The 19,010-nt window shown below is 67.5% G+C and carries 18 protein-coding genes; 4 read left to right on the plus strand and 14 right to left on the minus strand.

The annotated features are described in order from the left end of the window. Window positions 1-8: 8 nt before the first annotated feature. The 12 genes from PV766_RS01515 to PV766_RS01570 all read right to left on the minus strand — a co-directional run bounded on the left by PV766_RS01515 (window position 9) and on the right by PV766_RS01570 (window position 11,705). Window positions 9-641, minus strand: coding sequence for a twin-arginine translocation pathway signal (locus PV766_RS01515; protein ID WP_421096272.1), 633 nt, complete (start codon window positions 639-641; stop codon window positions 9-11). Further along, on the minus strand, window positions 638-1,150 hold the full coding sequence (locus tag PV766_RS01520) for a hypothetical protein (RefSeq protein ID WP_421096273.1): 513 nt from the start codon (window positions 1,148-1,150) through the stop codon (window positions 638-640). Before PV766_RS01520 ends, PV766_RS01515 begins: the two co-directional genes overlap by 4 nt. Then, window positions 1,150-2,562 carry an MCE family protein gene (locus tag PV766_RS01525; RefSeq protein WP_421096274.1) on the minus strand — a complete coding sequence of 471 codons (1,413 nt, stop codon included), beginning with the start codon at window positions 2,560-2,562 and terminating at the stop codon, window positions 1,150-1,152. Before PV766_RS01525 ends, PV766_RS01520 begins: the two co-directional genes overlap by 1 nt. Next, window positions 2,559-3,776, minus strand: coding sequence for an MCE family protein (locus PV766_RS01530; RefSeq protein WP_064063487.1), 1,218 nt, complete (start codon window positions 3,774-3,776; stop codon window positions 2,559-2,561). Before PV766_RS01530 ends, PV766_RS01525 begins: the two co-directional genes overlap by 4 nt. After that, the gene (locus tag PV766_RS01535) at window positions 3,773-5,101 is read right to left on the minus strand and encodes an MCE family protein (protein WP_064063486.1); all 1,329 of its coding nucleotides are present in this window, start codon (window positions 5,099-5,101) and stop codon (window positions 3,773-3,775) included. Before PV766_RS01535 ends, PV766_RS01530 begins: the two co-directional genes overlap by 4 nt. After that, entirely contained in the window at window positions 5,098-6,156 is a 1,059-nt protein-coding gene (locus tag PV766_RS01540; protein WP_064063485.1) for an MCE family protein, read from the minus strand. The genes PV766_RS01535 and PV766_RS01540 overlap by 4 nt, the downstream gene beginning before the upstream one ends. Then, on the minus strand, window positions 6,153-7,172 hold the full coding sequence (locus PV766_RS01545) for an MCE family protein (protein ID WP_064063484.1): 1,020 nt from the start codon (window positions 7,170-7,172) through the stop codon (window positions 6,153-6,155). The genes PV766_RS01540 and PV766_RS01545 overlap by 4 nt, the downstream gene beginning before the upstream one ends. Window positions 7,173-7,174: 2 nt before the next feature. Next, window positions 7,175-8,353 (minus strand): MCE family protein, encoded by a 1,179-nt coding sequence (locus PV766_RS01550; RefSeq protein WP_016933358.1) that lies wholly within the window; start codon window positions 8,351-8,353, stop codon window positions 7,175-7,177. A 10-nt stretch (window positions 8,354-8,363) separates the two neighbouring features. Beyond that, entirely contained in the window at window positions 8,364-9,212 is an 849-nt protein-coding gene (locus PV766_RS01555) for an MlaE family ABC transporter permease (protein WP_026003117.1), read from the minus strand. 16 nt (window positions 9,213-9,228) lie between these two features. Next, window positions 9,229-9,993, minus strand: coding sequence for an MlaE family ABC transporter permease (locus tag PV766_RS01560; RefSeq protein ID WP_064063482.1), 765 nt, complete (start codon window positions 9,991-9,993; stop codon window positions 9,229-9,231). Between the two features lie 466 nt (window positions 9,994-10,459). Next, window positions 10,460-11,386 carry a 3-oxoacyl-ACP reductase gene (locus tag PV766_RS01565; RefSeq protein ID WP_064063481.1) on the minus strand — a complete coding sequence of 309 codons (927 nt, stop codon included), beginning with the start codon at window positions 11,384-11,386 and terminating at the stop codon, window positions 10,460-10,462. Between the two features lie 133 nt (window positions 11,387-11,519). After that, complete coding sequence (locus PV766_RS01570; protein WP_064063480.1) at window positions 11,520-11,705, minus strand: ferredoxin; 186 nt, start codon at window positions 11,703-11,705, stop codon at window positions 11,520-11,522. Window positions 11,706-11,837: 132 nt separating this feature from the next. Here PV766_RS01570 and PV766_RS01575 point away from each other — a divergent pair, with 132 nt between their 5' ends. From PV766_RS01575 to PV766_RS01590, 4 genes are all read left to right on the plus strand, one after another. Further along, window positions 11,838-13,022, plus strand: a complete 1,185-nt coding sequence (locus PV766_RS01575; protein ID WP_255162177.1) for an acyl-CoA dehydrogenase family protein — start codon at window positions 11,838-11,840, stop codon at window positions 13,020-13,022. Window positions 13,023-13,037: 15 nt separating this feature from the next. Further along, window positions 13,038-14,153: an acyl-CoA dehydrogenase family protein gene (locus PV766_RS01580; RefSeq protein WP_064063478.1), complete on the plus strand. Its 1,116-nt coding sequence runs from the start codon at window positions 13,038-13,040 to the stop codon at window positions 14,151-14,153. A gap of 4 nt (window positions 14,154-14,157) precedes the next feature. Continuing rightward, complete coding sequence (locus tag PV766_RS01585; protein WP_129977215.1) at window positions 14,158-15,792, plus strand: long-chain-fatty-acid--CoA ligase; 1,635 nt, start codon at window positions 14,158-14,160, stop codon at window positions 15,790-15,792. Window positions 15,793-15,910: 118 nt separating this feature from the next. Next, window positions 15,911-16,432, plus strand: coding sequence for a DUF3253 domain-containing protein (locus PV766_RS01590; protein ID WP_129977216.1), 522 nt, complete (start codon window positions 15,911-15,913; stop codon window positions 16,430-16,432). 15 nt (window positions 16,433-16,447) lie between these two features. Here PV766_RS01590 and PV766_RS01595 read toward each other — a convergent pair whose 3' ends face one another. Beyond that, window positions 16,448-17,578, minus strand: coding sequence for a nitronate monooxygenase (locus PV766_RS01595; RefSeq protein WP_129977217.1), 1,131 nt, complete (start codon window positions 17,576-17,578; stop codon window positions 16,448-16,450). 149 nt (window positions 17,579-17,727) lie between these two features. Beyond that, complete coding sequence (locus PV766_RS01600; protein WP_064063475.1) at window positions 17,728-18,948, minus strand: CaiB/BaiF CoA transferase family protein; 1,221 nt, start codon at window positions 18,946-18,948, stop codon at window positions 17,728-17,730. Window positions 18,949-19,010 lie beyond the last annotated feature (62 nt).

The raw sequence follows: 19,010 nt of genomic DNA on the forward strand, positions 1-19,010 counted from the left end.
CTCTGCTCCTAGATCGGAGTCAGCCGGCCCACGAGCCAGCGTCCGTCCTGCTTTTCGAGTTCGACGCGCACCCGGCTGCCACTGCTCACCGCTTCGGGGTTCTCCGAACTCGTCGTGATCTGGTTGAGGAACAGCAGGGTCACGGCGTTGTCGGCGTCGGCGGAGACCACCGAGGACGCCTGCACGCTCACCTGGACGCTGATCGCCTTCTCCTTGGCGCCCGGCGCGATGATGTTCTTCATCAGATTCGTGTACTCGTCGCGGAAGTCGCCGGTGAGGCCTTCCGCGGCGGCTCCGATCTGCGCGTCCACCTGGTCGTGGGTGTAGGCGAGCATCGCGACCGCCTGTTCCTCCGCCGCGACCCGCGCCTCGGTCCGCGCCGTCTCGGCGGCGGACTGCTGGACGGCGCCGTAGGCGAGCCAACCCACCAGTACCGCGAAAACCAGCGCCACGATCGACAATCCGATCGCGATGTGCGGAAGGTACGAGGCCTGCGAATCCGATGTGGGGTCCGAGGCAGGGGCGTCGGGGGTGGGAGTCTCCGCGGTGGTGGATCCGCCGCCCGTGTCCACAGCCTGACCCGACGCGGCTTCGTCGGTCGTCTTGTCGAGCGTCACGCGATCGTCCTTCTCGTCGGTCACGGCACGAACTCCACCTTCGATGCCAGCAATTTCCCGTTCTCGTCGCAGATCGTCACCCGCAGACGGAAGTCGCGTGCTTCGGGTTCGGCCTGATCGGCGTTGCTCACCATCGCACGGGAAGCGACGAGCGACGACGCGCACGTGCCGTCCTCGTTCTGGATTCCCGCTTCGAGGACCTCACCGGTGGTGTCGACCCCGGCCTGCTGCACGACCTCCACGAAAGGCCCTTCGCGGCCCTCGAACTCGGCCGCGAAGTCGCCCGTCGCGCCTTCGAGCAGACGTGCGACGTCGGCGTCGGCGGAATCGGCGCTGATCGTGGTCAGGTTGAGCACCGTCTGCCGCGCGGCCTGCAGGTACGCCTCCCGCTTCTCGTCGCGTTCGTTCGCGGACTGCCTGTCGACGATGAGCCAGGCACCGGCCGCGACGAGCGCGACGACCAGTACGGACGCGATCACCGCGACCGGCTTCGCCCATGCCGGCTTCCTCTTCTTGTCGATCTCGTCCGTCATCAGCCCTGCTGCGCCTTCATGTAACTCTCCAAGCTCCGATCTCCACCGAGGTCGGCATGTGTGTACACGGTGCCGTCGGGACCAATGTACGTCCCGGTCTGCGGATCGATCCGTCGCGCCGCGACCCCGGCGGGAGCCGTGTCGCCGCGCTCACCGTAGGAAGCGGGTGTGGGTGCGACGTTCTCCGAGGCCACCGGTGTCGGCGGTCCGGTCCACGGATTGTCCGAATAGGTAGGGCTGTATCCGGTGCGGCACATCTCCGGGGTCGGTGCCCGACGACCCGGATACTCCATGCACGGCACGTTCCGGGCACCGCGGACCGCGTTCGGATAATCCTGTGGCAGTTGACAGAAGATGTCGCCGGGTGTGTCGACCACGGAGGTATCGGCCGGACTGCGCCACTGCTCCGGCGGCACGAAGCCTGCCAGGCACGGCGGCGGATCGTTGACCTGCAGGTGGAAGTCCACCACGGCGCCGTCCTCGGGCGGGCCGGCACCGGCGGCCGTGATCAGAGCCGTCGTCATCGGCGGGTACAGCACCAGGATCTGCTCGATGCCGGCGTTGTACACCACGCCCACCTCGCCGACACTCACCAGATTCGCGAGCAGCAACGGCAGGGTCGGTTTCAGTTCCTGCAACAGGGATTCGGTTTCGGCAGCGGCCCCCGGCCCGACGTCGAGCAGGGCCCGCAGGTCGGGGTCGCTCTCGCGCAGGCGGTCGGTGAAGGTGACCATGTCACGCGTCCACGACCGGATCGCATCGCTCGTGACCACCTGCGTGTCGAGCAGCGGACCGATCTGATCGATCAGCTGTCGTGTCTCGGCGCTGTTCGCCGAGGCCTCCTGGACGAACAGGCGTGTCGAGTCGATCAGTTCCTGCAGTTCGGGTCCGGAACCGTTGAACGCGGCGAACGCCTCGTCCACCACGGTCTGCAGCCGGGTGTCGCTGATCGAGGCGAGCAACACGTCGGCCTGGTCGAGCAGGGCACCGACCTCCTGCGGCACGCTCGTGCGGTCGGCCGGGATCACGTCGCCGTCGGCGAGACGCTCACCATCCGCACCTTCGGCTCGGGGAACGAGATCGACGTACTGTTCGCCGACGGCCGAGACGCTGCGCACCGCCGCGTCCACGTCGGCGGGAATCTTCGCGTCGCTGTCGATGGACAGCAACGCCTCGACCCCTGTCGGCGACAGGGCGACGCTCCGCACGGTGCCGACGGTGTTTCCGCGATAGGTGACGTTCGAGTGCGGATACAGACCGCCGGTCGACTGCAGTTCGACGACGATCTCGTACCGTCCGATCCCGAACAGCGCCGGCAACTTCACGTACATCAGCGACATCACGACGAGTCCGACGACCGTGAGGATCGCGAAGATCGTGAGCTGGATGCGGACGAACCGCGTGAGCATCATGGTGTGGGCACCCCCAGAGGCAGGCCGGGAATGGTGATCTCCCCGATACCGGGAATCGTCAGCTTCCCTTCGGGACCGGGAGGCGGCGGCGGGGGTGGTTCGAGCGGTGCGCGGAACGGGTCCGTCGCCTGTGCGGCGAGTCCCGCGTCGCGGCCGAGGATTCCTTCCGGGCCGGCGAGGCGTCCCGCGAGCGGCGTCCCGGACAGGAAGTTCAGGTCGAGGCGGTCGAGGGTGAGATCGATCGTCATCGCGAGGTTCGCGTAGTCGCCGCGGATGATGTTGTTGATACCCGCCTGCGGGAAGGGATAGGTGAGCAGCACACCGAGCACCTCGGTCAGGGCACTGCCCGAGTCGGCCAGGGCCTTCAAGGTCGGTGCGAGGCCTTCGAGGTTCGCCTTCAGATCGTCGTTCGAGGTCTCGACGATCCGGCTCGCCACGGTGCTCAGGTCACCGAGCGAACTCATCGCGGCGGTGAGGTTCGAACGCTGATCCGAGAGCACCTCCAGGGCGGGCGGCAACTCCTCGAGGGCGCGGACGAGTGTCGCGTTCTGGTCGTCGACGGTCGCGGCCAGCCGGTCCATGCCCTCCAACGCCGCGATGATGTCGCCGCGCTGTGTGTCGAGAGTGGAGACCAGTTCGTCCAGGCGCGGCAGCAGGTTCCGGATCGAGTCCTCCCGGCCCACGAGCGCCGCGTTCAGTTCGGTGGTGATGTCGTTGATCTGCGCGAGCCCACCACCGTTGAGCACCACCGACAGCGACGACAGCGTCTGCTCGGTGGTCGGATACGCACCGGCGCGTTCGAGCGGGATGAGATCGCCGTCCTCGAGCCTGCCCTGCGGGGGTTCGCCGACGGGCGGGACGAGTTCGAGATGCTGGGATCCGAGCAGGCTCGTCTGACCGATCCGCGCGAGCGAGTTGGCCGGAACCACCACGTCCTCGTCGAGGGAGATCGTCACGAGCGCATGCCAGCCCTCGAGTTCGATTCCCGAGATCGAACCGACGGTGACGTCGTCCATGCGCACGGGTGAATTCTGGGTCAGGGTGGTCACGTTGGGCATCTGGATCTGCACCTCGTAGGCACCCTCCCCGCGTCCGGCGCTGCCGGGCATGGGAATCGAGTTGAGTCCGTCCCACTCGCAGGCGGTGAGTGTCGTGCTCACCGCGACCGCGGTGGCCGCGACGCCGAGACGGCGGAACATCGAGCGGCCGGTCATCGCCCTCCTCCCGGCTGCAGCAGAGAACCCAGATCCTGCGGGACCTGGAGCGACGGCAGGCCACCGAGGATCCCGTCGACCGGCGAGGCGGTCTCCGAGGACGACGGCTCGGGCGCGGTGCCACGACCTGCCGACGCCTCCTCGAGCCAGGGTTCGGTGTAGACGATGTCGCCGGGGAAGGCCTGCACACCGGCGAGCGGATTGACCAGCAGCGGCAGGTAGTTGGCGTTGATGGACGACAGCACCGGGCCGAGTTGCTGGCGGCACAGTTCCTCGCTGCGCTCGGAGGTCGCGTTCGCGGCGGCCGCAACCGACCCGCACATCCACTCGACGGGGTTGGCGAGGTTGTTGATCGCGAGCGCGCCCGTGAGCGACCCCTGCGCCGGCTTGTAGATGTTGTAGAAGTTCGCGAGGGAGGTCGGGCCGGAGTGCAGCACCCGCTCGATCTCGGGACGTTTGCGGGCCAGCACCTCGGTCGCATCGGCCAGCCGCTCCACCGATTCGGTGAGCCCGGCCCGGTTGTCCTGCACGAACCGCTGTACGTCGCCGACGGCGATGTTCAACTCGGACAAGGAGACACCGAGCTGGTCGGAGCTCTGTGCGAGCACGTCCGAGACCGACGCGAGACGACCGCCGAACTGCACGATCTGTTCGTTGCTCGACGAGAGGACCGACACGAAGGTCTGCAGGTTGCGGATCGTCGAGAACAGATCGGTGCGCCCCTCCGAGAGCGTGCGCATCGTGTCCGACAACTCCCGAAGGGCCTCGCGCACGGTCTGCCCGTTACCCTCGAGATTCTCGGCCGCGGTGTCGATGAACCGGCCGAGGGATCCCTGCGGATCGAGTTCTTCGGGACCGAGCGCTTCGGACAATCGCATCAGTTCGGTCTTGATCTGGTCCCACTCCACGGGAGAGGCCGTGCGCTGCATCGGGATCGTCGCGCCGTCCTCGATCGTCGGGCCACCCGAGTACACAGGGGTGAGCTGGACGAAGCGCGCCGAGACGAGACTCTGCGCGATGACGACGGCACTCGCGTCGGACGGGATCTCGACGCCGTCGTCGACCTTCATCGTCACCTGCACGAGGTCGTCGCGGGGTTCGATGTCGCTGATGCGCCCCACCGAGACGCCGAGCACCCGCACGTCGTCGCCCTCGTACAGGCCGCTGGTGGACGCGAACTCGGCGTGGATCGTGCGTTTGCCGAGGTCCGGCAGGACGAACACGGCGAGGGCGCCGAGCACGAGCACGACGACGGCACCGATGATCACCGGCACCAGCAGGGGCGGGCGACGGCGGGCGGTCGTCGGGGCGGTATCGGTACTCATTCGCCGTCCCTCTTGATCGTCGGGGGCCCGTCCGGGATCACGTCCTGGAGATCCTCGGGGAGAAGATCGGGCGCGACCTGGCTGTCCACGATGGCCTTCCACCACGGCGCCGGCAGGATGTTGGACACGTAGGCGTTGAAGAACGGTCCGCTGGCGACGGATTCCCCGAGCGCGCTGATGTACGGGCCCAGGCCGTCGAGCGCCCCGGCGATGTTCTCCTTGTTCGCCTGCAGATTCGCCGTCACGAGGTTGAGCTTCTCGAGTGTCGGTGCCATCTGCGCCTGGTTGTCCTGCACGAGCCCGGTGAGCTGACGCGAGACGGAGGAGATGTTCGCGATCAGTTCGGTGATGGCGTCGCGGCGCAGGCTCAGTTCGCCGAACAGCGCGTTCGCGTCGACGATGAGCGCGTTGACCTGGTCGCTGCGCTCGGCCAGGATGCCTGTCACGCTCTCGGCACGCTCGAGCAGTTGGTGCAACGACTCGTCGCGGGCGTTGATCGACTGCGACAGGCGGGTCATGCCCTCCAGGGCGCCCTGGATCTCGGGCGGGGTGTTCTCGAGGGTCTGCGACAGCGCGTCGAGCGAGTCGTTGATGCGATCGGTGTCGAGTTCGGAGACGGTCGTCGTGAGGTCGCCGAGAGCGTCGGTCAGTGAGTACGGCGAATTGGTGTGCTCGATACCGATGATCGAGTTCGGGCGCATCACACCGTCGCCACCGGGGCGCAGCGCCAGCGACTTCCGGCCGAGCACGGTGTTGGTCTTGATGTCGGCGCCGGTGGTGTCGCCGAGCCCGATACCGTCCCGGATGCGGAAGCTCACCAGCACGGCCTGACCGTCGAGGCGCACGTCGGTGACGTCGCCGACGTTCACCCCGGCGAGCATGACGTCGTCGCCGGGCACCAGACCGCCGGCGTCCTGGAAGCGCGCCGAGTAGCTCAGGCCGCCGGAGAGGAAGTGCAGCTGGTCGTACTGCAGACCGGCCAGCACGATCGCCGCGGACACTGCCAGACCGATGATCCCGGTCCGGATGTAGTTGGGGTCACGGGGTGCACTCATTCGACCTTCGCACACCTTCCCGTGTCGTGGTTCGCCGAGGTGTACCGGATGGTGGTGCCGTCCGGACCGGAGAACTTGAAAGTATTGGCGCAGAGGAAGAATTGGAAGAAGTTACCGTATGCACCCACGCGGATGAGTTTCTTGTAGTCGGACGGCAGTCGTTCGAGGGTGCGGTTGATGTCGTCCTTGCCGAGATCGAGTTGGGTCATGGTGCGGTTCGTCTCGGCGATGACGGACTGCAGATCGGGCCGATTGTTCTGCAGCAACGCGGCCAGATCGGCGGTGCCGGAGGCGATCTGCGGGATCGAGGCGCCGATCGGGTCGCGGTCGGCGGCCAATCCGCCGACCAGCGTGCTCAGTTGCTCGATCGTGTTCTCGAACTCACGGTCGTGGTCGTCGATCGTGCCGAGGACGGCGTTGAGGTTGTCGATGACGTCGCCGATCAGCCGGTCGCGGTCGGCGAGGGAGTTGGTGAACGAGTTGGTGTTGCCCAGTAACGACACCAGTGTGTCGCCCTGGCCCTGGAAGACCTGCAGCAGTGCACCGGAGAGATCGTTGACCTGCTGCGCGTCGAGTCCTTGCAGCAGCGGCTTGAATCCGCCGAGGAGCAGATCGAGGTCGAGGGCCGGTTCGGTCTGTTCGATCGGGATGTGCCCACCGGCAGGCAGGACGTCGACGCTGCCGGCGCCTTCGAGCAGTTCGAGATACCGGTCGCCGACGAGGTTCTCGTACCGCACGGTCGCGCGGGTGCTGGTGAACAGCGTGTGCTTCGCATCCACGTCGAACTCGATCTCGGCGGTGTTGTCGCGGCCGATGTCGACCTTCTGTACCGATCCGACCTGCACGCCGGCGATGCGGACCTTGTCGCCGGTGCCGAGTCCGGACACATCGGTGAACGTCGCCCGGTAGTTGTCGGTACCCGTGAACCGGGCCTGGCTGAACACGACGGCCAGCCCGGCGAAGATCAACGCCATCGTGACCGCGAAGATCAGGAATTTGACGGTGGTCGCTCTCATGGTCACCGCCCACCCGCGAGCTGATCGCCGAACAGGTACTGGAAGATCGTCGGGTACCGGATCCAGGCCTCCGTGGCGGGCTTGTACGGCGTCTCGCCGGTGTTGGACACGACGAACGGCGCGTTACCGTCGCGTCGCGGATCGAAGTTCGGCAGGCCCCGGCAGCTCGGTCCGCCGGTCGCGCCGACCACCGGCAGATCCTGGGCGTCGTTGTACGGCGTCGCGCCACCCATGAAGCTGGTGCTCAGCATCAGCGCGGCGTACTCCCCGGTGCCGGCCATCGGCTCGAACGCCACCCGGGCGTCGTTGAGACCGATGATGAAGCAGGTCAATTGCGGCGAGTACTCACCGAGCAGACCTGTGGTGCGGCTCAGGCTGTCGAGTGCGGTGGTCAACTGTGCTTCGTTCTCCCCCAGGACGTCCCGTCCGGTGTTCGCGAGACCGGTGAGGTTCATCAGCAGCAGATCGAGTTGCTGTTGTTCGTCGACGACGGTGTTGCCGACATCGGTGGCATTGCCGATCGTGGTCATGAGGTCGGGCGCCGTATCGGCGTAGACATCGGTGACCTGTGCGGCCGAGACGAGGTCGGCCTGCAGCTGCGGGAGCGACGGATTCATCTCGGCGAGATACGCATCGGCCTCGACCAGAGCCGCACCGAGGGCATCGCCGCGTCCGTTGAGCGCTTCCGACAGCGCACCGAGGGTGGCGTTGAGCTTCTCGGGCTGGATCTGGGCGAGCACGTCGGACAGGTGCTCGAAGACGGTGTTGAACTCGACGGTGACGTTGTCGGCCGCGATCACGGCGCCTTCCTGCATCGGCACGGACGACGGATCGTCGGGGACGACGATGTCGACGAACTTGGCGCCGAAGACCGTGGTGGATTCGATCGCCACCCGCGCGTTCGACGGGATGAGCTGCATCTGCCCGGGCTGCATGTCGAGCTGCAGGACCGCGCCGGCGGGTGTGTGCTCGATCGAGGCCACCCGCCCCACCTCGACGCCGCGCATCTTCACCTTGGCGTCGGGTTCCATCACCAGACCGGACCGCGGTGAGGTGACGGTGAGCGGGACCGTCGAGGTGAAACCGCCCGTGAACATCGTCAGTGCCACCGCGACGATCGCGGCGAGTCCGCCCAGAAGACCGAAGGCGGCGAGCTTCTTCTTCCACGAAGGAGTTTCCATGTCGCGCGCCCTATCCCGACAGGTTGAAGTTGCCGGTCGCGCCGTAGACGGCGAGCGAGATGAGCAGGGTGACGGTGACAACCGCGACGAGCGAGGCCCGCACCGCGTTGCCCACCGCGACGCCGACACCGACGGGGCCGCCGCCCGCGGTGAAGCCGTAGTAGGTGTGGATGAGCATCACGGCGATCGCCATCACGATGGCCTGGACGAACGACCACAGGATGTCGGTGGGTATCAGGAAGGTCGTGAAGTAGTGGTCGTACACACCCGCCGACTGGCCGTAGAGCACCACCGTCGCGAAACGGCTCGCGACGAACGAGGCGATCACGGCGAGCGAGTACAGCGGAACGATCGCGATCATCCCGGCGAGCACGCGTGTGGACACCAGATACGGGATGGACGGGATCGCCATGGTCTCGAGCGCGTCGATCTCCTCCGAGACACGCATGGCGCCGAGCTGGGCGGTGGAGCCGGCACCGATGGTGGCCGCCAGCCCGATCCCGGCGATCGTCGGGGCGGCGATGCGCACGTTGATGAAGGCCGCGAAGAAGCCGGTGAGCGCTTCGACGCCGATGTTGCCGAGGGAGCTGAATCCCTGCACGGCGATGATGCCGCCGGTGAACAGCGTGAGGAAGCCGACGATCACGACGGTGCCGCCGATGACGGCGAGTGCGCCGGTGCCCATGCTGATCTCGGCGACGAGCCGCACCGTCTCCTTGGGGTAGTGCATCAACGCCCGGGGCACGGTCGCGAGAGCGCGCGCGAAGAACAGCGCCTGCTCCCCCACCCGGTCCACTGTGGACGACACTCGTGTCGCGCGCCGGACCGCACGGGGAAAGCGCCGAGAGATCACTGCCATGAATTCTCCGCTCCCCTCATCCCGCGGTCAGCTTGATGCCGACGGCCGTGACGAGGAGGTTGACCACGAACAGTGCCATGAACGCGAACACGACCGTCTGGTTGACGGCGTCGCCGACACTCTTCGCTCCACCTTTGACATTGAGGCCGAGGTAGGACGCGACCAGGCCCGCGATCATGCCGAACAAGCCCGCCTTCACCTGGGAGATCATCAGTTCCCCGAAACCGGTGAGCAGGGTGATGCCGTTGATGAACGCGCCGGGATTGACGTCCTGGAGGAAGACCGAGAAGGCGAATCCGCCGAGGATGCCGATCGTGCACACGAGACCGTTGAGCAGCAGCGCGACGACGGTGGACGCGAGCACCCGGGGGACGACGAGACGCTGGATCGGATCGATGCCGAGCACTCGCATCGCGTCGATCTCCTCGCGGATGGTGCGGGCGGCGAGATCGGCGCAGATCGCGGTGGCGCCGGCACCGGCGACGATGAGCACGGTGACCATGGGCCCCACCTGCGTCACCGCGCCGAGGGCCGCACCCGCGCCACTGAGGTCGGCGGCACCGATCTCCCGGAGCAGGATGTTGAGGGTGAAGCTCACCAGGACCGTGAACGGCACCGCCACCAGAACGGTGGGCATCAGCGAGACGCGGGCGACGAACCATGCCTGATCGACGAATTCGCGGCGCTGGAAGGGACGGCGGAAGGCCGCCCGGGCGGTCTCGCCGGTCATGGCGAACAGTCCGCCCACCGCCCGTAAGGGAACCTCGAGGAGGTCTACCATCGTGCGCCCCCTTCGATCCTCACGTCGTCGGCGCGCGGCCGATCGATGGCATGTGCTGTGACCCGGGTCATATTAACTAGAACGTGTTCACCTGTCAAAGATCCGTCCTGGGACATCTCGATCCATTTCCGTCCGAACGGACATACAAGCACCGACGGGCGCGCGTCGACGCGCTCGAAAGAGGTTTTACGCTGGAATTTCGGCGGGATTTCCGACGCGGAGCTCGGGCTCGATCACACCGGCACGGGACGCCGTCGGTATCGGTCCGAGGCATCGGAGCACGAAGAGAACTAGAACACGTATCAGGACTGGCAGCGGGGACCCACGAGAGCCGGAGAAACGACCCGAGTGGGCGTGAGGCTACCGGAATTCCCCGGTGCCCGTCACGCTTGCAGAATCCCGGTCCGGGACGAAGACGTGGCGTCCCCGCCGTTCCCGGACGGGCGACGGCGGGGCAGCCGGGAGACTAGAGATCGAGGGCCGACGACGCCGAGAACGTCCGGCCCGGATCGCGGTCGGCGAAGTATCCGCCGAGCTCGATGGCGAGCGCCTCGGGGGTCCACTGCCCGTCGGCGTCGAAGCGTTGCTCGACCACCGGTGCCGCCATCAACGCCACCATCGGGCCGTAGACGATGAAGACCTGCCCGTTGACGCGCCCGGCCGCCGGGGAGGCGAGATAGGCGACCAGATTCGCGACGTGGTCGGGCGAGAGCGGATCGATGCCGTCGTCCGGCGCATCACCGAAGACCGACTCGGTCATCGACGTCCGCGCTCGCGGGCAGATCACGTTGGCGCGGACACCGTACCGCTCGAGACCACGGGCGGCCGAGAGGGTGAGCGCGGTGATGCCGGCTTTGGCGGCACCGTAGTTGGGTTGCCCGGGCGGCCCGAGCAGACCGGCCTCCGACGAGGTGTTGACCAGACGCCCGTAGACGGGGCCACCCTCCTGCTTCGACCGGTCGCGCCAATAGGCCGCGGCATTGCGGGACAACAGGAAGTGACCACGCAGGTGCACGGCCACCACGGAATCCCATTCGTCGTCGGACATGTTGGGCAGCATCCGATCCCGCGTGATGCCCGCGTTGTTGACGACGATGTCGAGGCCGCCGAGCTTGCCCTGGGCGGCAGCGAGCATCGCGTCGGCCGTCTCACGCTCGGCCACACTGCCCGGCACGAATTCCGCGTCGACCCCGAGATCGCGGATACGCGTGAGGGTGTCCTCCACCGCGTCGTTCTCCGCCAGATCGTTGACGACCACCGATGCTCCGGCACGCGCCAGCGCAAGCGCCTCGGCACGGCCGAGACCCGCTCCGGCTCCGGTGACGACGGCGACCCGCCCTTCGAGAGACACCCGACCGTCGTTCTCCACGCCACCGCCGGCGTCCGCACTCATCCACGTACTCCTCGAGATTCGGGCCGATTTCCGGCCGCACGCGGGTACTCTCCCGATCAGGACCTGGAGGTACCGAAGATGTAGAACTTGTTACTTCCCTCGGCGGTGGCCGGTGCCGGCCACCGCGCGTGGCTCAGGCCTCGGCGAGCGCCGCACGCGGGCACTGGGCGACGGCCTCGCGAACGGCGCCTTCACTCCCTTCGGGAACGGGCCGCGTGACGATCAATTCGTCGTCGTCGTTGAGATCGAACACGTCGGGAGCCAGCCCGACGCACACGCCGTTGGCTTCGCAGCGGTCGAAGTCGACCTTGACATCCATCCGAGGACCTCGCTTCACATTCGCGCCGACCGATTGCATCCAGACTAGAACGCGTTCCAATTTTGTGCAATGATTCGCGGGGATCCCCCCGAGACGATTCACAGGGACCCGCAGCGACGGAACGGAGCGTTCGTGGACATCTCCTACACCCCGGGGCAACGAGCCCTCCGCGAGGAATTGCGGGGCTATTTCGCCCAGATCATGACACCCGAACGCCGCGACGCGCTCGCTGCCACGACCGGCGAGTACGGCGTCGGCAATGTGTACCGCGAGGTCGTGCAGCAGATGGGCAAGGACGGATGGCTCACCCTCGGCTGGCCCGAGGAGTACGGCGGCCAGAACCGTTCCGCGATGGACCAACTGATCTTCACCGACGAGGCGGCCATCGCCGGCGCGCCCGTCCCGTTCCTCACCATCGATTCCGTCGCGCCGACGATCATGCATTACGGCACGGACGAGCAGAAGGAGTTCTTCCTCCCCCGCATCTCCGCAGGCGAACTGCACTTCTCGATCGGCTACTCCGAGCCGGGCGCCGGCACCGACCTCGCTTCCCTGCGCACCACCGCGGTGCGCGACGGCGGTGAGTGGGTCATCAACGGTCAGAAGATGTGGACGAGCCTGATCGCCTACGCCGACTATGTGTGGCTCGCCGCCCGAACCAACCCGGATGTCCGGAAGCACAAGGGGATCAGCGTCTTCATCGTGCCGACCGACACTCCCGGATTCTCGTACACCCCTGTGCACACCATGGCAGGTCCGGACACCAGCGCCACCTACTACCAGGACGTACGCGTCCCGGCGTCCGCGCTCGTCGGCGAGGTCGACGGCGGCTGGGCCCTCATCACCAACCAGCTCAACCACGAACGGGTCGCGCTCACCTCCGCCGGTCCCGTGCGCACGGCCCTGACGGAGGTCCGGCGCTGGGCGCAGGAGACGCATCTGCCGGACGGGCGGCGGGTGATCGACCAGGAATGGGTGCAGGTGAATCTGGCACGCGTCCACGCGAAGGCCGAATACCTGCAGCTGATGAACTGGGACATCGCTTCGAGCGCCGGCACGACCCCCCTCGGTCCGGAGGCCGCCTCGGCGAACAAGGTCTTCGGAACCGAATTCGCGACCGAGGCCTACCGGTTGCTCATGGAGGTCCTCGGACCGGCGGCGACGGTACGGCAGAACTCGGCCGGCGCGCTGCTGCGCGGCCGGATCGAACGCATGCACCGCAGTTCCCTCATCCTCACCTTCGGCGGCGGCACCAACGAGGTCCAGCGCGACATCATCGCGATGACTGCCCTCGGCCAGCCGCCCGCCAAGCGTTAGACAAGGACGCGCACCGTGGACTTCACCCTCACCGAGGCCCAGAACGATCTCGCCGAACTGACCCGCAGCATCGTCGCGGACATCGTCACCAACGAACACCTGCGCACCCTCGACGCCGCCGAGGACCGTCTCGACCGCACCCTGTGGGACACGCTCGCGTCGTCGGGTGTGCTCGGTGCCGCTCTTCCCGAGTCCGTGGGCGGCGACGGATACGGCCCGCTCGAGCAGGCGAGCATCCTGCGCGAACTCGGCCGCGGCGTCGCAGCCGTCCCGTATCTCACGTCGGTCGCCGCGTGCGCGTCGGCGATTGCGGAGTTCGGCACCGCCGAGCAGCAGGCCGGATGGGGCCGCCCCGCCGCGACCGGCGAGCAGATCCTCTCCGCCGCACTCGCAGAGGATCTGAACCCGGATCCCACGGCACCGGCCACCCGGGCACAGGCATCGGGAGACGGCCACGTGCTCGACGGGGTCAAGACCGTCGTCGATGCGGCACCGATCGCCGACGGTTTCCTCGTCCCGGCCACCACCGGCGACTCGGTGGCGGTCTTCCTCGTGCGCCGCGACGATCCGGGTGTCTCGGTAACCCGGCAGCAGACCACGGACTTCGGCAGCCGCGGCATCCTCACCCTCGAGCAGGTCGCTCTTGCCGCCGATCGCGTTCTCGGCACCGACGGCCTCGCCGTGGCGGCGTGGTTGCGCGACCGCAGCCTGCTCGGCTCGGCCGCCTACCAGTGCGGTGTCCTCGAACAGGCACTCGAACTCACCGCGCAGTACGCACGCGAACGCGTCCAGTTCGACCGTCCCATCGGCAGTTTCCAGGCCGTCTCCCAACGACTCGCCGACGCCTACATCGACGTCAAGGCAGTGCGACTGACGTTGTGGCAGGCCGCTTTCCGCATGGCATCGGGAGAGTCCCACGACGACGCCCTGCGCACCGCGGCCTTCTGGGCCGCCGACGCGGGACACCGTGTGGCACACACGACCGTGCACGTGCACGGCGGCGTCGGACTCGACGAGGACCATCCGGTGCACCGCTACTTCCTGGCGGCCAAGCACCACGAGTTCCTGCTCGGCTCGGCCACCGATCAGTTGCGTGCGCTCGGGCGCGAACTCGCCGACGTCCCGGTCTGATCACATGGCTGCTCCCACCGTCACCGAACTGCTCGAGCGACTCACCGACGTCGACGACCGAGGGTTGCGTTTCGAGGAAACCGAACTGTCGTGGCGCGAGCACGTCGCACTGTCCCGACAACGGGCCGCCCTGCTGCAGGGCATGCTCGGCGGTCCGGCGCCGAAGCACATCGGGATCCTCATGGACAACATCCCGGAGTTCTCGTTGCTGCTCGGCGCCGCGGCCCTCTCCGGTTCCGTGGTGGTGGGCCTGAACACGACCCGGCGGGGCGCGGCGCTCGCGCGCGACATCACGCTCGCCGAGTGCCGGGTCGTGTTCACCGAGGCCGCGCACGCCTCCCTGCTCGACGGCGTGGATCTCGGCGAGGTGCGGGTGATCGACGTCGACTCCCCCGACTGGGCGACCATGCTCGCGCCGTTCGCCGACACCGTCGTGGAGACCGCCGCGCCCTCCCCCGACGACCTGTTCATGCTGATCTTCACATCCGGTACGAGCGGCGATCCGAAGGCCGTGCGGTGTACGCACCGGAAGTTCACGGAGCCGGCGACGATGCTCGCCACGCGATTCGGGCTCGGACCCGGCGACACCGTGTACGTGGCGATGCCGCTGTTCCACTCCAACGCGATGATCGCGGGTTGGTCGATCGGACTGGCCGCGCGCGGGAGCGTCGCTCTGCGGCGCCGGTTCTCGGCGTCGGGTTTCCTTCCCGACGTGCGCCGGTTCGGGGTGACCTTCGCGAACTACGTCGGCAAACCCCTGTCGTACATCGTGGCGACACCCGAGCACCCCGACGACCACCACAACCCGCTGCGCATCATGTACGGCAACGAGGCGTCTGCCACCGCCGTCGCCGAGTTCACCCGCCGTTTCGGCGCGCGGGTGGTCGACGGCTTCGGCTCGACCGAGGGCGGCATCGCGATCGCCTCGGCTCCCGACGCCCCGGCCGGATCCCTCGGCAGACTGCCCGAGGGCATCGAGATCCTCGATCCCGAGACGGGGCAACGCTGCCCGGCAGCGGTGTTCGACGCGAACGGCAGGATCACCAACGCCGACGCCGCGACGGGCGAACTCGTCAACGTGCGCGGCCCCGGCTTGTTCGACGGCTACTACAACAACCCCGAGGCCGACGCCGAGCGCCTCCGCGACGGGCGCTATCACAGCGGCGACCTCGCCTACCGGGACGAGAACGGTTTCGTGTACTTCGCCGGACGCAGCTCGGGCTGGTTGCGGGTGGACGGGGAGAATCTCGGTGCGGCGCCCATCGAGCGCATCCTGATGCGGTACGAGGGCTTCGCTCAGGTCGCGGTGTACGGGGTGCCCGACCGGCAGGTCGGCGACCGCGTGATGGCCGCCGTGATTCCCGCCGCGGATTCCGACTTCGATCCCGCCGCCTTCGCGCGTTTCCTCGATGCACAGACCGATCTCGGTCCCAAGCAGATGCCCACTCTGATCCGTGTCTGCCGCGAATTCCCCCGCACCGCGACTTTCAAGGTCCTGTCCCGTTCTCTGGCCGCCGAACGCTGGTACTGCACCGATCCGGTCTGGATTCGGGAACGTGGCGATTCCGAATTCCGGTCGTTGTCGGACGAACTGGCGCAGCTTCTGGAACCGGCCTCCCTCGGCACTCCTGCGCGATAGCGTCGTCGCCCCTCGGCCGACGCGCCCCCACGCGTACAGTTGTGCCGCGACGGTGGTTGTTCGGCGACAAGTCCGGAAGGACTTCCGTCGCCGCCGAGTCGAGTGACGGGCGGGACCGATGGATACCGACGGGTCATCCGGAGGGGCGGAGCGCACGCCCGACGGCAGATATGTGGTGGTGAACGGGCGGCGCTGGCGTGCCACCGATCCCACGATTCCTGAACCGTTGCAGAAGCGACTCGTGGCGGAGTTGATGCGCGCTCGGCGTCTCGTGAAGAGCGACGGCGACTCCGCACGGCACCGCGTCCAGGACGCGAAGGTCGCGCTCGGTGAACGCGGGCATCCGTGGTGGGAACCACGCGACGAGCATGCGGATCGTGAACGGCTGGCGGCCACGATCTGCGCGCTGCTCCGGGAACGGAACCCGTCCACCATCTGTCCCAGCGACGCCGCGCGGGTCGCGGGTGGCGACTCGTGGCGCGACCTCATGGACGCCGCACGCTCGGTGGCCGCCGATCTCGAACGCAGCGGCCACGTCGTGATCACGCAGAAGGGTGAGCCGGTGGACGTGGAGACGGCCCGAGGTCCGATCCGGATCGCACCCGGACCGGACCTCGGGCAACCACGGCCCTCCCTGTGAGTCGAACGGTGTGGATCAGGCGCTCGCGGCCTCGTTCAACTTCTCCAGGGTTCCGGTCGCTTCGAGGTACTCCTGCACCCAGCGTTCGATGACCGCAGAGGTCTTGTCGACCTTCGTGAACTGCCCGACGACCTGACCGACCGGGTTGAACGCGACGTCGACGGACTCGTCCGGGTATTTGTGAGTGGCCGCGACCGCCATGCCGGACACCATGTACTGCAACGGCATTCCGAGGGGCTTCGGGTTGCCCTCCTCCTCCCAGGCCTCGGTCCAGTCGTTGCGGAGCATGCGGCAGGGCTTGCCGGTGAACGAACGACTGCGCACGGTGTCACGGCTGGTCGCCTTGATGTAGGCCTCCTGTTGCACCGGGGTGTTCTCGGCTTCCTCGACCATGAGCCACTGCGAACCGGTCCACGCGCCCTGGGCGCCGAGCGCGAGCGCGGCCGCGATCTGCTGACCGCTGCCGATCCCACCGGCGGCCAGCACCGGAACGGGTGCGACCTCCTTGACGACCTGCGGCCACAGCACGATCGAGCCGACCTCCCCGCAATGCCCGCCACCTTCGCCGCCCTGCGCGATGATGATGTCCACGCCGGCGTCGGCGTGCTTGCGGGCCTGCTTCGGAGAACCGCACAGCGCCGCGACCTTACGACCGGCGTTGTGGATGTGCTCGATCATGTCGGCGGGTGGGGTACCGAGCGCATTGGCGATGAGGGTGACCTTCGGATGCTGCAGCGCCACCTCCACCTGCGGGGTCGCGGTGGCTTCCGTCCAGCCGAGGAGCTGCAACGCGTTATCGTCACCTTCGGGCAGCGGAACCCCGTGGTCGGTGAGGATCTTGCGGCCGAATTCGAGGGTCTCCTGCGGCACCATCGATTGCAGCATCTTCGTGAGTTCCTCCGCGGAGAGGTTCGCGTCCATGCCCTCGTACTTGTTCGGAATGACGATGTCGACCCCGTACGGGCGGTCGCCGATATGCTCGTCGATCCAGTTCAGCTCGATTTCGAGCTCCTCCGGGGTGAACCCGACGGCGCCGAGGACACCGAAGCCTCCAGCCTTGGCGACGGCGACGACGACGTCGCGGCAGTGGGTGAACGCGAAGATCGGGAACTCGATGCCGAGTTCGTCGCAGATGGGCGTGTGCATTCGGCACTCCTCATAGAAGTTCGAAATACTGAAACGAGTTCCACCTTAGTGGCATGTACGCCTGCGGGGAAGCACGCAACAACGAACGAAGGCTCGCAACACCGGCAGTGACTGCCGATGTTGCGAGCCTTCGCCCCGCGTTGTGTGCCTCAGATGATGCCGCGCTCGCGCAGCTCCTTCTGCTCGACCTCGCTCAGTCCGAGCACCTCGCCGTAGACCACGGCGTTGTCGTATCCCGCGACGGGCGGACCGGCGCGGCGCACCGAACCGGGCGTCTCACCGAGCACCGGCACCACACCGGGGCCGAGCACATCGGTGTCGGTGCGCTCGTCGTGGTGGGGCACGATCATGTCGCGTGCCCGGAACTGCGGATCGGCGACCACCTCGGCCACGGTGTTCACCGGACCGGCCACCACACCGGCCTCCGACAGATGCGCGAGCAGATCCTCGAGCGTCGACGTCGCCGCCCAGTCACCGATGAGTACGTCGAGTTCGTCCTGGTTCAGGCCGCGCGCGAGGTGATCGGCGAAACGCGGGTCGTCGGCGAGTTCGGGACGATCCATCGCCGTGCACAGACGACGGAAGACCGTGTCCTGGTTCGCGGCGATGATGATCCACATGTCGTCGGACGTGCGATACAGATTCGACGGCGCGATACCCTCGAGACGCGTACCCGACGGGCCGCGCACCACACCGGCCGCGTCGTAGTCCGGAATCACCGATTCCTGCACCGCGAGGCACGCCTCGGTGAGTGCGACGTCGACGACCTGGCCGCGACCGGTACGTTCGCGGCTCAGGAGAGCGGCCAGTACCCCTTGCACCGCGAACATGCCGCCGAGAGTGTCGCCGAGCGACAACGCGAGTCGCGGAGGCGCTTGTCCCGGATAACCGTTGAGATGCCGTAGTCCGCTCTCACCCTCGGCCACCGAGGCGTATCCCGCGCGGCCGGCCTTCGGGCCGGTCTGCCCGTAGCCGGAGACCCGGGCCAGGACGATGCCCGGATTGATCTCGGAGAGCACGTCGTAGCCGAGACCCCACTTCTCGAGCGTTCCGGGACGGAAATTCTCGACGATGACATCCGATTCGGCGACGAGACGCCGGAAGAGTTCCTGTCCGTCGGGCGCCCGGAGATCGAGGGTGATGCACCGCTTGTTGCGGGCGTGCACCGTCCAGAAGAAGCGGTGCCCGTCCCGTTCGCCCTGCCCCCAGGTGCGGAGCGGGTCGGGCCGCTTCGGGTCCTCGATCTTGATGACGTCGGCACCCATGTCGCCGAGCAGGCGTCCTGCGTACGGCCCGGCGATCAGGGTGCCCAGTTCGAGCACCCTGATGTCCGCGAGTGCTCCGGTTGCCTGCGACTCGGCCTGTGTCACTGCGTCTTCCGTCCTCTGCTCGGTAACCGAGGTGAACGGCCTCCTCCTCGGTGAACGCTTCG

This window comes from Rhodococcus sp. As11 (genome assembly GCF_048957735.1).
In the GTDB taxonomy this organism is placed as follows: Bacteria; Actinomycetota; Actinomycetes; order Mycobacteriales; family Mycobacteriaceae; genus Rhodococcus; species Rhodococcus gordoniae.

Coding starts and splice junctions, on each gene's coding strand:
- PV766_RS01520 (WP_421096273.1), bottom strand. CDS start 1,150: ATGACGGACGAGATCGACAAGAAGAGGAAGCCGGCATGGGCGAAGCCG.
- PV766_RS01525 (WP_421096274.1), bottom strand. CDS start 2,562: ATGATGCTCACGCGGTTCGTCCGCATCCAGCTCACGATCTTCGCGATC.
- PV766_RS01530 (WP_064063487.1), bottom strand. CDS start 3,776: ATGACCGGCCGCTCGATGTTCCGCCGTCTCGGCGTCGCGGCCACCGCG.
- PV766_RS01535 (WP_064063486.1), bottom strand. CDS start 5,101: ATGAGTACCGATACCGCCCCGACGACCGCCCGCCGTCGCCCGCCCCTG.
- PV766_RS01540 (WP_064063485.1), bottom strand. CDS start 6,156: ATGAGTGCACCCCGTGACCCCAACTACATCCGGACCGGGATCATCGGT.
- PV766_RS01545 (WP_064063484.1), bottom strand. CDS start 7,172: ATGAGAGCGACCACCGTCAAATTCCTGATCTTCGCGGTCACGATGGCG.
- PV766_RS01550 (WP_016933358.1), bottom strand. CDS start 8,353: ATGGAAACTCCTTCGTGGAAGAAGAAGCTCGCCGCCTTCGGTCTTCTG.
- PV766_RS01555 (WP_026003117.1), bottom strand. CDS start 9,212: ATGGCAGTGATCTCTCGGCGCTTTCCCCGTGCGGTCCGGCGCGCGACA.
- PV766_RS01560 (WP_064063482.1), bottom strand. CDS start 9,993: ATGGTAGACCTCCTCGAGGTTCCCTTACGGGCGGTGGGCGGACTGTTC.
- PV766_RS01565 (WP_064063481.1), bottom strand. CDS start 11,386: ATGAGTGCGGACGCCGGCGGTGGCGTGGAGAACGACGGTCGGGTGTCT.
- PV766_RS01570 (WP_064063480.1), bottom strand. CDS start 11,705: ATGGATGTCAAGGTCGACTTCGACCGCTGCGAAGCCAACGGCGTGTGC.
- PV766_RS01585 (WP_129977215.1), top strand. CDS start 14,158: ATGGCTGCTCCCACCGTCACCGAACTGCTCGAGCGACTCACCGACGTC.
- PV766_RS01590 (WP_129977216.1), top strand. CDS start 15,911: ATGGATACCGACGGGTCATCCGGAGGGGCGGAGCGCACGCCCGACGGC.
- PV766_RS01595 (WP_129977217.1), bottom strand. CDS start 17,578: ATGCACACGCCCATCTGCGACGAACTCGGCATCGAGTTCCCGATCTTC.